The organism is Trinickia sp., assembly GCF_051953955.1.
Taxonomy (GTDB): Bacteria; Pseudomonadota; Gammaproteobacteria; order Burkholderiales; family Burkholderiaceae; genus Trinickia.
On record NZ_JBQCIF010000014.1, the window covers coordinates 1 to 13,932 of the forward strand.

The 13,932-nt window shown below is 63.9% G+C and carries 8 protein-coding genes, 1 tRNA gene and 2 pseudogenes; 4 read left to right on the forward strand and 7 right to left on the reverse strand.

Annotation, left to right across the window (positions count from 1 at the left end; all coding sequences use genetic code 11):
* Positions 1-76 precede the first annotated feature (76 nt).
* Complete coding sequence (gene aceE / locus ACTHNZ_RS02255) at positions 77-2,773, reverse strand: pyruvate dehydrogenase (acetyl-transferring), homodimeric type (RefSeq protein WP_440540864.1); 2,697 nt, start codon at positions 2,771-2,773, stop codon at positions 77-79.
* 270 nt (positions 2,774-3,043) lie between these two features.
* On the opposite strand from aceE, the gene fixL reads away from it, so the two are divergent.
* The 4 genes from fixL (at position 3,044) to ACTHNZ_RS02275 (ending at position 9,650) form a co-directional block, all read left to right on the forward strand.
* Positions 3,044-5,563: an oxygen sensor histidine kinase FixL gene (fixL, locus tag ACTHNZ_RS02260; RefSeq protein ID WP_440540865.1), complete on the forward strand. Its 2,520-nt coding sequence runs from the start codon at positions 3,044-3,046 to the stop codon at positions 5,561-5,563.
* Positions 5,560-6,207 carry an oxygen response regulator transcription factor FixJ gene (fixJ, locus tag ACTHNZ_RS02265; RefSeq protein WP_440540866.1) on the forward strand — a complete coding sequence of 216 codons (648 nt, stop codon included), beginning with the start codon at positions 5,560-5,562 and terminating at the stop codon, positions 6,205-6,207. Before fixL ends, fixJ begins: the two co-directional genes overlap by 4 nt.
* A gap of 294 nt (positions 6,208-6,501) precedes the next feature.
* Positions 6,502-7,359 carry a bifunctional methylenetetrahydrofolate dehydrogenase/methenyltetrahydrofolate cyclohydrolase FolD gene (folD, locus tag ACTHNZ_RS02270; RefSeq protein WP_440540867.1) on the forward strand — a complete coding sequence of 286 codons (858 nt, stop codon included), beginning with the start codon at positions 6,502-6,504 and terminating at the stop codon, positions 7,357-7,359.
* A 158-nt stretch (positions 7,360-7,517) separates the two neighbouring features.
* Positions 7,518-9,650: a M3 family metallopeptidase gene (locus ACTHNZ_RS02275; RefSeq protein WP_440540868.1), complete on the forward strand. Its 2,133-nt coding sequence runs from the start codon at positions 7,518-7,520 to the stop codon at positions 9,648-9,650.
* A gap of 16 nt (positions 9,651-9,666) precedes the next feature.
* Here ACTHNZ_RS02275 and ACTHNZ_RS02280 read toward each other — a convergent pair.
* The 6 genes and pseudogenes from ACTHNZ_RS02280 to ACTHNZ_RS02305 all read right to left on the reverse strand — a co-directional run.
* Positions 9,667-10,952 (reverse strand): annotated as a pseudogene (locus ACTHNZ_RS02280) (amidohydrolase family protein).
* Positions 10,953-11,131: 179 nt separating this feature from the next.
* On the reverse strand, positions 11,132-12,265 hold the full coding sequence (dinB, locus tag ACTHNZ_RS02285) for a DNA polymerase IV (RefSeq protein ID WP_440540869.1): 1,134 nt from the start codon (positions 12,263-12,265) through the stop codon (positions 11,132-11,134).
* A gap of 252 nt (positions 12,266-12,517) precedes the next feature.
* A complete protein-coding gene (locus tag ACTHNZ_RS02290; protein ID WP_440540870.1) occupies positions 12,518-12,838 on the reverse strand; it encodes a type II toxin-antitoxin system PemK/MazF family toxin in 321 nt (106 codons plus the stop codon).
* Positions 12,832-13,080 carry an AbrB/MazE/SpoVT family DNA-binding domain-containing protein gene (locus ACTHNZ_RS02295; protein WP_440540871.1) on the reverse strand — a complete coding sequence of 83 codons (249 nt, stop codon included), beginning with the start codon at positions 13,078-13,080 and terminating at the stop codon, positions 12,832-12,834. The genes ACTHNZ_RS02290 and ACTHNZ_RS02295 overlap by 7 nt, the downstream gene beginning before the upstream one ends.
* 225 nt (positions 13,081-13,305) lie before the next feature.
* Positions 13,306-13,382, reverse strand: a tRNA-Met gene (locus ACTHNZ_RS02300).
* Positions 13,383-13,932, reverse strand: a pseudogene (locus tag ACTHNZ_RS02305) (cell division protein FtsH); the annotation flags it as partial. It abuts the tRNA gene before it with no gap.

Genomic DNA, 13,932 nt, shown 5'->3' on the forward strand with positions numbered 1-13,932 from the left:
TGTCACCTGATCACCCGAGGGGGCACCCTTTTTTTTCCCCTGGGGGGCCCCCGCGACGTCACGCGAAGGCGTTACCTTAAACGGTCATCGGGTTGGGTTTGTTGGGATCGAGACTGTACTTGGCCAATGCATCGGCAACCACCTTACGCTCGACGGTGCCCTCGTCGGCCAGCGCATTGAGCGCGGCGACCGTGACCCAGTAACGATCGACTTCGAAGAAGTGACGCAGTTTCTCACGCGTATCCGAGCGGCCGAAGCCGTCGGTGCCGAGCACGACGAAGCGGTTCGGCACGTAGGCGCGGATCTGATCGGCCAGCGCGCGGACGTAGTCGGTCGAGGCGATGACCGGACCCTTCGCGTCCTTGAGCAGCGTCTCGACGTGCGAGAGCTTGCGCGGCTCGGCCGGATGCAGCAGGTTCCAGCGCGCCACGTCCTGGCCTTCGCGAGCGAGCTCCGTGAAGCTCGGCACGCCCCAGATGTCGGCGTCGACGCCCCAGTCGTTCTTGAGCAGATCGGCCGCGGCGATCACTTCGTTCATGATCGTGCCGGCACCCATCAGTTGCACGCGGGGGCGCTTCGATGTCGCGTCGGTCTTCTTGAACGAGTACATCCCCTTGATGATGTCGCGCGCCACGTGCTCGCCCTGCGGCATGGCCGGGTGCTCGTAGTTCTCGTTCATCACGGTGATGTAATAGAAGACGTCCTCCTGGTTCTGCACCATGCGGCGCAGGCCGTCTTGCATGATCACGGCAAGCTCGAAGCCGAACGTCGGGTCGTAGCTCACGCAGTTCGGCACCGACTGCGCCCACAGCAGCGAGTGGCCGTCTTCGTGTTGCAAGCCTTCGCCGTTCAGCGTCGTGCGCCCCGCCGTGCCGCCGAGCAGGAAGCCGCGCGAGCGCATGTCGCCGGCCGCCCAGACGAGATCGCCGATCCGCTGCAGGCCGAACATCGAGTAGAAGATGTAGAACGGGATCATGATCTCGCCGTGCGTCGAGTACGACGTCGCGGCCGCGATCCAGTCACACATGCCACCCGCTTCGTTGATGCCTTCCTGCAGAATCTGGCCCGTCTCCGATTCCTTGTAGAACATCAGCTGATCGGAATCCTCGGGCACGTACTTCTGGCCGTCCTGGTTCCAAATGCCGATCTGACGGAACAAGCCTTCCATGCCGAACGTGCGCGACTCGTCGGGCACGATCGGCACGACGCGCTTGCCGAGCGCCTTGTCCTTGAGCAGGATGTTCAGGATCCGCACGAACGCCATCGTCGTCGAGATTTCGCGGCCCTCGCCCGTGCCCTTGAGCAGCGGCTCGAACGCGGCGAGCTCGGGCACCGGCAGCGACTCGGCCTTTTCCCGGCGTGCCGGGAGATAGCCGCCGAGCTCTTGGCGGCGCGCGCGCATGTACTCGAGCTCCTTCGAGCCCTCTTCGAACTTCAGGTACGGCACGTCGACGATCTGTTCATCGGAGATCGGCAAGCGGAATTGATCGCGGAACACCTTCAGCTGATCCACCTGCATCTTCTTTTGCTGGTGGGTGATGTTCATGGCCTGGCCGGCCTCGCCCATGCCATAGCCCTTGATCGTCTTCGCGAGAATGACGGTCGGCTGATCCTTCGCGTGCTGCGCTTCATGGAACGCCGCGTAGATCTTGTGCGGATCGTGGCCGCCGCGGTTCAGGTTCCAGATGTCTTCGTCGGACCAATCCGCGACGAGCGCCTTCAGTTCGGGCGTATTGAAGAAATGCTCGCGCACGAATGCGCCCGATTCCGACTTGTACGTCTGATATTCACCGTCGACGACTTCCATCATCCGGCGCATCAGCGCGCCCGTCTTGTCGCGTGCGAACAGCGCGTCCCAGCGGCTGCCCCAGATGACCTTGATGACGTTCCAGCCGGCGCCGCGGAACTCCGATTCGAGCTCCTGGATGATCTTGCCGTTGCCGCGCACGGGGCCGTCCAAACGCTGCAAGTTGCAGTTGATGACGAAGACGAGATTGTTCAGCCGTTCGCGGCCGGCCATGCCGATCGCGCCGAGCGATTCCGGCTCGTCCGTTTCGCCGTCGCCGAGGAACGCCCAGACCTTGCGGCCCTCCGTCTTCGCGATGCCGCGCGCCTGCATGTACTTCATGAAGCGCGCCTGGTAGATCGCCATGATCGGGCCGAGGCCCATCGAGACGGTCGGGAATTGCCAGAAGTCGGGCATCAGCCACGGGTGCGGATACGACGAGATGCCCTCGCCGCCGACTTCCTGGCGGAAGTTGTCGAGCTGGTTCTCGGTGAGGCGGCCGAGCAGGAACGCGCGCGAGTAGACGCCCGGCGACGAGTGACCTTGCACGAACACGAGATCGCCGCCGTGTTCGGGCGACGGCGCATGCCAGAAATGGTTGAAGCCGACGTCATAGAGCGTCGCGGCCGACGCAAACGAGGCGATGTGGCCGCCGACGTTCGTGTCCTTGCCGGCACGCAGCACCATCGCAATCGCGTTCCAGCGCGTGTACGAGCGAATGCGGTGCTCGATGTCCTGGTCGCCGGGGATCTTGGCTTGGCGCGCAACGGGAATCGTATTGATGTAGGGCGTCTTGGCGGAGAACGGAAGGTGCTCGCCGTGCACGCGCGCGAATTCGATCTGCTTTTCGATCAGGTAATGCGCGCGATCGGGACCGACGGCAGAAATGACCCCTTCGAGCGCGTCGAGCCATTCGCCGGTTTCCTGGGGGTCGTCGTCTTTATCGGCGGCGACATATTTCATGACTTCGTCGGGCACAGCGGACATTCTCGTCTCCTGATATGGGGATGCGCTACGAATGAACGACGCAGACCGGGTCGGACCGCGGCAGCTGACGGGATTGTAAAGAGGCTTCCCGGCCCTTAGCAATCAATTTTTCGAATGACGAGATCATTTCTCATAATGCGGAATATTGCTGCGACGCACCCAAAATAGACGGCAATCGGGCGTCAATCTGACGTCAGTTGCATCGAACGGCACGGGATAACCCTCGTTTTCCGCCAATTGGCCCGGGCGCGCTGCGCTACAATTCGAGCCATGTTGACCGATCGGCTTTTCGCACGCTCGGCGCGGCCGTCGGGCAACCGGGCGGATTCGGCGCCGTCTCGCTGGCACCACGGACCGTGGTGGTCCAATTCGTATTTGCTCACGCCATTGCTTTCCATCCTGGTGTTCCTGGTGGTGATGAGCCTCATCCTCTGGAGCCTGAACCGGCGCGAGCAGCAGCAGCAGGAAGACACACTCTATCGGAACGTAGCCTGGGCGCAGCAACAAATCCGCCTGTCGATGACGGGCGCGCAGGAGCAGTTGCAAGCGCTCGCGCGCGACATCGCGGCGGGCCATTCCGATCAGCACGCGTTCGAGATGTCGACGGCCGACATCATGCAGGCGCATCCCGAGATTCTCTATCTGAACTGGTACACGGTGCAGAAGGTGCCGCGCTGGCCCGACACGCCGCTGCCGCTCGCGGGCCAACGCTTCGCGCGGCTGACCGACGCGCAGATGGACGAGGCGGTCAAGGCCGCGTTCGGCGAAGCGCGCAGCTCGCGGCGCCAAGTCTACTCGCCGCTGATCTACGACGACGTCGGCAACGGCTATCTGACGCTGCAGACGCCGATCTATCGCGACCGGGACTTCCTCGGCTCGATCGCGGCCGTCTTTTCGATCGAAGGGATCCTGAAGCACGACATCCCGCCCGAGCTGTCGGCGAAGTACAAGATCTCGATCACCGACGCGAACAACCGCGAGTTGGCGACGACCTCCACGCGCCCGCGCCTGCCGCGCGACATCTTCTACGACTTGCCGCTCGATCCGCCCGGTCAAGGCGTCACCGTACGCGTCTATGCGTTCCCGCAGATCACGAACTTCACGAACAATACGCTCGTCTGGCTCGTGGCCGGCCTTTCGTGCTTCGTGCTGTGGAGCCTCTGGAGCCTGTGGAAGCATACGCGCCAGCGCTTCGAGGCGCAGCAGGCGCTGTATGCCGAAGCATTCTTCCGCCGCGCGATGGAGAACTCGGTGCTGATCGGCATGCGCGTGCTCGACATGCACGGGCGCATCACGCACGTGAACCCGGCGTTCTGCCGCATGACGGGCTGGGACGAGAGCGATCTCGTCGGCAAAACCGCGCCGTTCCCGTACTGGCCGCGCGATTCGTACCCCGAGATGCAGCGCCAGCTCGACATGACGCTGCGCGGCAAGGCGCCCTCCTCCGGCTTCGAGCTGCGCGTGCGGCGCAAGGACGGCTCGCTGTTCCATGCGCGGCTGTACGTGTCGCCGCTCATCGATAGCTCCGGGCGCCAAACGGGCTGGATGTCGTCGATGACCGACATCACCGAGCCCAAGCGCGCGCGCGAAGAGCTCGCCGCGGCCCACGAGCGCTTCACGACGGTGCTCGAAAGCCTCGACGCCGCCGTTTCCGTGCTCGCCGCCGACGAAGCCGAGCTGCTGTTCGCGAACCGCTACTACCGGCACCTGTTCGGCATCCGCCCCGACGGCCATCTGGAATTGGCCGGCGGCGGCTTCGACAGTGCGCAGGCGTCGTCGGACTCGATCGACATGGTCGATACCTACGCGGGGTTGCCGGCCGCCGCGCTGACCGAAAGCGCGGCCGACGCCCAGGAAATCTACGTGCAGAGCATCCAGAAGTGGTTCGAGGTGCGGCGCCAGTACATCCAGTGGGTCGACGGCCACTTGGCGCAGATGCAGATCGCCACGGACATCACGACGCGCAAGCAAGCGCAGGAGCTCGCGCGCCAGCAGGAAGAAAAGCTGCACTTCACGAGCCGCTTGATGACGATGGGCGAGATGGCCTCCTCGCTCGCGCACGAGCTCAATCAGCCGCTCGCCGCGATCAACAATTACTGCTCGGGCACGGTGGCGCTCGTCAAGGCAGGCCGAACGACGCAAGACACGCTGCTGCCCGTGCTCGAAAAAACGGCCCAGCAAGCGGTGCGGGCGGGCATGATCATCAAGCGCATCCGCGAGTTCGTGAAGCGCAGCGAGCCGAAGCGCCAGGCGGCGCGCGTCTCCGACATCGTGGCCGATGCCGTCGGCTTGGCGGAAATCGAAGTCAGGAAGCGGCGCATTCGAATCCTGACGGAAATCCGCTCGCGGCTGCCCGTCATCTACGTCGACCCGGTTCTCATCGAGCAGGTGCTCGTGAACCTGCTCAAGAACGCCGCCGAAGCGATGCACGACGCGAAGCCGAACGCCGTGGACCCGGTGATCCGCGTGCTCGTGCGCCTGGAGTCGGGCTTCGTCTGCATCAGCGTGATAGACCAAGGCCCCGGCGTCGACGAAGCGGCGATCGAACGGCTGTTCGAGCCGTTCTACAGCACCAAATCGGACGGCATGGGCATGGGGCTCAACATCTGCCGTTCCATCATCGAATCGCATCGCGGTCGTCTGTGGGTTGTAAACAACGTCGATGGGGACGGCAAGATCACAGGCGCCACGTTTCACTGTAGTCTGCCGATCGGCGAACCTAGCGATCCGGCCCACAGCGGCACGGTCGACGCGCCGAGACCACAAACCGTCACAACGGGAGAGCTATGAGCAGCCCAGTCACCAGTAATCAAGAAACCGTCTTCGTGGTCGACGATGACGAAGCCGTGCGAGATTCGCTGCGCTGGCTATTGGAAGCGAACGGCTATCGCGTGCAGTGCTTCTCGAGCGCCGAGCAATTCCTCGAAGCGTATCAGCCGGCGCAGCACGCCGGCCAGATCGCTTGCCTCATTCTCGACGTGCGGATGTCGGGCATGAGCGGGCTCGAGCTTCAAGAGCGCCTTATCGCCGAAAACGCGTCGCTGCCGATCATCTTCGTGACGGGCCACGGCGACGTGCCGATGGCGGTCTCGACGATGAAGAAAGGCGCGATGGATTTCATCGAGAAGCCGTTCGACGAAGCCGAGTTGCGCAAGCTCGTGGAGCGCATGCTCGACAAAGCCCGCAGCGAAAGCAGCACGGTGCAGCAGCAGCGGGCCGCGGCCGAGCGCCTCGGCAAGCTGACGGCGCGCGAGCACCAGGTGCTCGAGCGCATCATCGCCGGCCGGCTCAACAAGCAGATCGCCGACGACCTCGGCATCAGCATCAAGACGGTCGAGGCGCACCGCGCCAACATCATGGAAAAGCTCAGCGTCAACACGGTGGCCGACCTGCTGCGCCTCGCGTTGTCGAACAAGCCCGCCAATCAGGCTTGACGCGCGCAGCAGGTGCCGCTTCGCGGCGCCTGCTCGAGCGGCAGCCTGCCCTGCCCCGGACCGCATTCGCGCCCGGGCTGCCCGCCTCTTCGGCCTTGCGCCAGAGGCTATAATTGCGCTTTTGTCGCGCATTTTCCGCGGGCCGCTTTCCCGTGCCTGCCGGCGGCCTTGCCGTCGGGCATGGCGCGCCGCCGTGCGAGCGCCACGCCGGCTCAATCGTCTTCGGCTTGCCACGTCCGAGGCCAGCCCCGCGCGCGACCGCAGCATTCATCGTTTCATTCTCGACCGACCACCATGACAGCCAAACTGATCGACGGCCTAGCCCTTTCCAAGACTCTTCGCGCCGACGTCGCGGCCCGCGCACAAGCGCTCGCCGCGCGCGGCCACCAGCCGGGGCTAGCCGTGGTGCTCGTCGGCGACAATCCAGCCAGCGAAGTGTACGTGCGCAACAAGGTGAAGGCCTGCGAGGACAACGGCCTGTACTCGTCGTACGACCGCTACCCGGCCACGCTCTCGGAAGCGGATCTGCTCGCACGGATCGACGCCCTCAACCGCGACCCGCGCATCCACGGCATCCTCGTTCAGTTGCCGTTGCCGCAACACATCGACAGCCATAAGGTCATCGAAGCCATCGCGCCCGAGAAGGACGTCGACGGCTTTCACATCGCCAATGCAGGCGCCTTGATGACGGGCAAGCCGCTGTTTCGTCCTTGCACGCCCTACGGGGTCATGAAGATGTTCGATGCCTACGGCATCGAGTTGCAAGGCGCGAACGCCGTCGTCATCGGGCGCTCGAACATCGTCGGCAAGCCGATGGCGATGATGCTGCTCGAGGCCGGCGCCACCGTCACGATCTGCAACAGCAAGACGCGCGATCTCGGCGCCCATACGCGTACGGCCGACATCGTCGTCGCCGCCACGGGCCGCCGCAATCTGCTGACGGGCGACATGGTCAAGCCGGGCGCGACCGTGATCGACGTCGGCATGAACCGCGACGAAGCAGGCAAGCTCTGCGGCGACGTCGATTTCGCGGGCGTCTCGGCCGTCGCCGGCCATATCACGCCGGTGCCCGGCGGCGTCGGCCCCATGACGATCACGATGCTGCTCGTCAATACGATCGAAGCAGCCGAGCGCGCCGCGGCGCGCGGCTGATCGCGGCCTCGCCGGCCGTGGGGCGAGGCGGTACGGAGGATGAAAATGCGGATGAAAATGCGGGCCGCCGATTGGAATCGGCACGCGGCGCCCCAATAATGGCGATATCGGGCGCCGCGTGCGCCCCTCTTCTCGAACCAACAGACAGGAACAGCGCTATGGCCTCGAATACGTCCGATTCGTCCCTCTCGTCCGACAAGCGCATCCAAGACGACAACCCACTGCTCGATTTCTCCGGCCTGCCGCGTTTCGGACAGATCCGCCCCGAGCACATCACGCCCGCGCTCGACCTCCTGCTCGAGCGAGCCCAAGCGGCCATCGACCACGCGACGGATCCGGCCACGCCGGCCGCTTGGGCCGACGTCGTGGAAGCGACGGAAGCCGCGACCGAACCGCTCTCTCGCGCGTGGGGCATCGCCGGCCACCTGAACGCCGTTGCCGATACGCCCGAATTGCGCGCGGCCTACGGCCAGAACCTGCCTCGCGTGACCGAATTCTGGTCGAGCGTGGGGCAAAACCTCGCGCTGTTCGAAAAGTACAAGGCCATCGTCGCGAGTCCCGAATACGCCGGGCTCTCCGAGGAACGTCAGAAGATCCTGCAGAACGCGCTGCGAGATTTCCGCCTCTCGGGCGCCGAATTGCCCGAGGATCAAAAACCGCGCTTCTCCGAGTTGCAAGAGCATCAAGCGGCGCTGGCCAAGGCTTTCTCCGATCACGTGCTCGACGCGACGAACGCTTACGCCTACGTGGCGAAGACCGAAGCGGAGCTCGCCGGCTTGCCCCCCGACGTCGTGCAGGCCGCACGCGAAGCCGCGCAGGAAGCCGGCATCGAGGGCTGGAAGTTCACGCTGCACTTCCCGTCGTACTTCCCCGTCATGCAATACGCGACGCACCGCCCGATGCGCGAGGCGATGTATCGCGCCTACGTGACGCGCGCGTCCGAACTCGGCGACGCCTACGGCGGCGGCAAGCGCGAGTGGGACAACACCGCGAACGTCGCGGCACTGCTGAAGCTGCGCAAGGAAGAGGCGCAGATGCTCGGCTACCGCAACTTCGCCGAAGTCTCGCTCGTGCCGAAGATGGCCGACACGCCCGAGCAGGTCGTCGCGTTTCTGGAAGACCTCGCTAAGCGTGCACGTCCGTACGCGGAGAAAGACTGGGAGGAGTTGCGCACGTTCGCGGCCGAGGAACTCGGCCTCACCGCGCTCGAACCGTGGGACGTCGCATTCGCGGGTGAGCGCCTGCGCGAAAAACGCTATGCGTTCTCGGAAAACGAGGTCAAGCAATATTTCCCCGAAGAAGCCGTGATCAACGGGTTGTTCAAGGTCGCGCAAACGCTCTTCGGCGTGAAGATTCGCCCCGATGAAGCGCCCGTATGGCATCCCGACGTGCGTTTCTTCCGCATCGAGGACGATGCAGGCGCGCTGCGTGCGCAGTTCTATCTCGACCTCTACGCGCGCGAGGGCAAGCGCGGCGGCGCGTGGATGGACGATGCGCGCTCGCGTCACCTGCGCAGCGACGGCACGGTGCAAACGCCAGTCGCCTACCTGACCTGCAACTTTTCCGCGCCGGTCGGCGGCAAGAGCGCCTGCTTCACGCACGATGAAGTCATCACGCTGTTCCACGAGTTCGGTCACGGGTTGCACCACATGCTCACGCGCGTCGATGAGCTTGGCATCTCGGGCATCAACGGCGTCGAGTGGGATGCCGTCGAACTGCCGTCGCAGTTCCTGGAGAACTTCTGCTGGGAGTGGGACGTGCTTGCCGATATGTCGTCGCACGTCGACACGGGCGCGAAGCTGCCCCGCGAGCTCTTCGACAAGATGATCGCCGCGAAGAATTTCCAAAGCGGGCTCGGCATGCTGCGCCAGATCGTCTTCTCGATGTACGACATGCAACTGCATACGAGCTTCGATCCGCAAGGCGCGCTAAGCGCGAACGATCTCGCACGCGAGCTGAACGAGCGCTATCACGTCATTCCGCAAGCGAGCTTCTCGCGCTGGCCCAATACGTTCAGCCATATCTTCGCGGGCGGCTATGCGGCAGGCTACTACAGCTACAAGTGGGCTGAAGTGCTGTCGGCCGATGCGTACGCCGCATTCGAAGATGCAGCGAAGGCCTCGCAAGGCAGCGTGCTCGATGTGCAGACGGGCACGCGCTATCGCAAGGAGATTCTCGAAGTCGGAGGCTCGCGCCCGGCGATGGAATCGTTCAAGGCGTTCCGAGGCCGGACGCCGTCGATCGACGCCCTGCTCCGTCACAACGGCATGGCGCCGGCACCGGCGCATTGACGGCGTTCACGGAGGCTTAGCGGTGCAGCTTGAAGTCCACTTCAGGCGGCCGCCCTCCGAGCGCTAGCGTCGCGCGCGCCGGTGGCGTGCGCGCGACGATTTTGCCGCCGTGCACGACGGCCAGCCGCGTGGCCCGCAACCGGATCGCCTCGATCGGATCGCGCGCGTCGAGCACGACGCAGTCGGCACGGCACCCCGGCGCGATTCCGTAACCTTCCAAGCCGATGATCCGCGCCGCGTTCACGGTGACCGCGTCGAACGCGGCACGCATGGCATCGACACCCGTCATTTGGGCCACATGCAACCCATGTGCGCCACTTCGAGCATGTCGGCCGAACCGAGGCTGTACCACGGGTCCATCACGCAATCATGGCCGAAGGCGACGTCGATGCCGGCGGCCAGCATCTCGGGCACGCGCGTCATGCCGCGCCGCTTCGGATAAGTATCGGCGCGCCCTTGCAGCGTGATGTTGATGAGCGGATTGGCGATCGCCGCCACGCCGGATTCACGCATCAGCGGCAGCAGCTTGCTGACATAGTAGTTGTCCATCGAATGCATCGACGTCAGATGCGAGCCGGCAACGCGCCCGCCTAGCCCTAGGCGATGCGCCTGCGCGCAGAGCGTCTCGATGTGGCGCGATAGGGGATCGTCCGTTTCATCGCAATGCATATCGACGGGCAGGCCTTTTTCGGCGGCGAACTCACAGAGCAGCCGAATCGATTCCGCACCGTCGGCCATCGTCCGCTCGAAATGCGGAATGCCGCCGACGACGTCGACGCCCATGGCTACGGCCCGCTTCAGATTTTCGAAGGCGCCGGCCGAGCGCAGCAGGCCATCCTGCGGGAAGGCCACGAGCTTCAAGTCCAGATAGGGGGCCACGCGGCGCTTCACCTCGAGCAACGCTTCGACAGCCAACAAACGCGAGTCGCAGACGTCGACATGCGAGCGGATTGCGAGCAGTCCGCGTGCGACGGCCCAATCGCAGTACCGCAGCGCGCGCTCGATCAGGGCCTCTTGCGTTAATTGCGGCTTGAGCTCGCCCCACAGCGCGATGCCTTCGAGCAATGTGCCGGATGCATTCACGCGCGGCAGGCCGTATGAGAGCGTGGCGTCGAGATGGAAATGCGCGTCGACGAACGGTGGGGTGACGAGCGCACCGTCCGCATCGATCTCCTGCTCGGCCGTTGCCGCGAGATGTGGCGCCACGTCGATGATGCGCCCGGCATCGATCGCGATGTCGACCGGCGCATCGCGTCCGGCGACGTGGGTAGGCAACGTGGCGCGGCGGATGATGAGATCCATCGAGGGCTCCTCGGATGCTGGATGATGGCCGGCGCTCAATGCCGGCTCGGCTGACCGAATGCGGTGCGCGGGATCGTGCGTGCGATGCGGTGCGATCGGCCCGTGCCGACCGCTCATTGTACGGGTGTACGCGCTCGTTTCAGGCTGGCGAACCTGCCTTGGCGGTCTGCGCTGCTTTGCTAACCAGGTTCGTTGTCGAACAACGGAAACTGACCGCGGCTTATCGCGTCATCCTCTTCGAGACGCACGCCGACGCCGAGCAGCCGCACGGGCCGATTGCGGCGGGCGAAGCCCTTCTCCAGCAACGCGAGGAACGTGGGAAGATCGGTCGCGCCGGCCACGCATTCGACTGTCGTCCTTTGGAAATCCGCGAAGCGGATCTTGACGTAGAGCTTGCGTATAGCAGCGCCGGCGCAGGCGCGCTCGATGCGCGCGTCGAGTTGCTCGGCGAGCTGGCGGATTTCGGCCGCGCAAGCATCGAGCGTACGTAGGTCCGTTACGTAGGTCGTCTCGACACTGATCGATTTGCGCTCCTGATCGGGCTCCACGGCGCGGTGATCGATGCCGCGCGATAGGTCGTAGAGCCGGCGCCCGAACGCGCCGAAGCGTTGATGAAGATCGACGAGCGACCATGCGCGCAGATCGGCGCAGGTGACGATGCCCAGTTTTTCTAGCTTCGCGGCCGTGACTTTCCCAACGCCGAAGATCTTGCGAACGGGCAAGGCAGCGACGAATCCGTCGACCTCATGCGGACGGACGACGAAGAGGCCGTCGGGCTTGTTCCAATCGGACGCGATCTTGGCGACGAACTTGTTCGGCGCGACGCCGGCCGATACTGTGACGCCGACGGTCTCGCGCACGCGCTCGCGGATTTCATCCGCCATCAAGGTGGCGCTGCCCTTGCAACGCGAGGCCGCGGTGACATCGAGATACGCTTCGTCGAGCGAGAGCGGTTCGACGATCGGTGTGTAATCGCGATAAATCGCCATGATCTGCCGCGACGCGATGCGGTACTTCTCCATCGACGGCGGGATGATCAAGAGATCGGGGCACTTGCGCATCGCGGTGGCCGACGACATCGCCGAATGCACGCCGAAGCGGCGCGCTTCGTAGTTACAGGTGGCGATCACGCCGCGATGCTCGGGTTTTCCACCGACCGCGAGTGGGCGGCCGCGCAGGCTCGGATCGTCGCGCATCTCGACCGAGGCATAAAAACAGTCGCAATCGCAGTGGATGATTTTGCGCGCGAGCGCGACCGTCGCGCCGGCCGGCGCGGGAAGGGTCGGAGAAACGGACGAATCGGGCGTGCTCAAGGTGAGCGATACTGTACAAAAGCACAGTGCTCATTTCAAGGGGCGCGGCTACTGCGTTAAAGGTTCATCCTGTTTTCCGTCGTCACCGAGCGTCTTTACGCCGGTGGGGTGCACCTAACGAAGCCGTACGGGATCCTCCGTCACGGCCGACAGCAGTTCGGCGCTAGCGCTGACAACGCGAATGGTCCTCAGCGGCTTGACCATTTCTCCGGCCGTCAGCCCGATGCCCTTCTTGGCGCCACGCGGTACGGCTTATTCCGCGAAGACTTCCTGCAACGTGCACAGGGTGTCCAACAACGTTTTATCGGCCACTGCGCCTTCTTTCTTGACCAGTCGCACCTTGTCCACCGCTCGAATCTGGTCGAGGAGGATCAAACCATGTTTTCGCTTGAACGTCACAGGAATTCGAAAAGGCGCTTTGCGACCTTTTGACGTCATCGGCGCGACGAGAACCGTCCGCAGATGGTCATGCATTTCGGGAGGCGAAATCACGACGCAGGGGCGCGTTTTCTGAATTTCGCTGCCCAGCGCCGGATCGAGTGCAACCAACCAGACGTCTCCGCGCACTACCACGCAAGCTCCGCATCGTCGGCATTGGCGAACTCACCCATCACCAGTGCATCGTCGCCGCTCTCCGAAAGCACCCGGCTCGCCTCGGCCCATCCTTCGCGGGCCTTGTGCCGGGGGCGGCGCAGCACAATCGCGTCGTTTTCGACTTCCATTTCCACTTCGTTCTCCAATCCCAACTGCGCGAGGACGGGCTTGGGAATCAGCACACCTTGCGAGTTACCCATCCTGCGAATCGCCGTTTTCATAGGCCCACCGTATTTACAATGTTATGCCGTCGAGCGTAGCCCGTCACCACAATGTTATTACATTGCCAACGAAAACGCCAGGACTGCCGTACCCATAGGCAGGCCGATCGCATACAGAGCCGCGAAGACCAGCTTCAATGCAGCGTTGCACCATCAACCGCGTCAACGGACGCCAAAAAACAAAAAGCCCGACTTCGCAAGAAATCAGGCTTTTCTAAACATACTTGGTTGCGGGGGTAGGATTTGAACCTACGACCTTCGGGTTATGAGCCCGACGAGCTGCCAGACTGCTCCACCCCGCGTCAGAGAAATAAATTATATGGGGCTTTCGGTTTCGTGTCAAACAAATATGTCTGCTGCGGTTCGCGCACACCGGATGTTGTTGACGCCGCCGATACCGCCCCACCATCGATCAGTTGCAGCAACGTGTCGTGATCGACCACCTCGCTTTCGAGCAGCCGCTTTGCAATGCGCTCGAGCGGCTCGCTCATCCCGCAGCGCGTCACCATGTGGCGCGCCAGCGCACTAGCGCGATCGAGATCGTTGGCCGCGCCGGTCGATACGTCGCCGAACACGAGTTCCTCCGCCACGCGGCCGCCCAGCAGCGCGTCGAGCCGGTCGAGCAGCTCACTTTCGCGCAGCACATAGCGGTCTTCAGCCGGCACCTGCTGCGTATAGCCGAGCGCGGCCACGCCGCGCGGAATGATCGACACCTTCTTGACCGGGTCGCAATGGGCACGGCTTTGCGCAATCAACGCATGCCCCGCTTCGTGGTATGCGATGGTGATCTTCTCCTGCTCGTTCATGACCCGGCTCTTGCGCTCCATGCCGGCCATCGCGCGATCGATCGCC

What these genes read in the sequence shown, in the direction of transcription:
- aceE (WP_440540864.1), bottom strand. Translation starts at nt 2,773, where the DNA reads ATGTCCGCTGTGCCCGACGAAGTCATGAAATATGTCGCCGCCGATAAA.
- fixL (WP_440540865.1), top strand. Translation starts at nt 3,044, where the DNA reads ATGTTGACCGATCGGCTTTTCGCACGCTCGGCGCGGCCGTCGGGCAAC.
- fixJ (WP_440540866.1), top strand. Translation starts at nt 5,560, where the DNA reads ATGAGCAGCCCAGTCACCAGTAATCAAGAAACCGTCTTCGTGGTCGAC.
- folD (WP_440540867.1), top strand. Translation starts at nt 6,502, where the DNA reads ATGACAGCCAAACTGATCGACGGCCTAGCCCTTTCCAAGACTCTTCGC.
- ACTHNZ_RS02275 (WP_440540868.1), top strand. Translation starts at nt 7,518, where the DNA reads ATGGCCTCGAATACGTCCGATTCGTCCCTCTCGTCCGACAAGCGCATC.
- ACTHNZ_RS02295 (WP_440540871.1), bottom strand. Translation starts at nt 13,080, where the DNA reads ATGAAAACGGCGATTCGCAGGATGGGTAACTCGCAAGGTGTGCTGATT.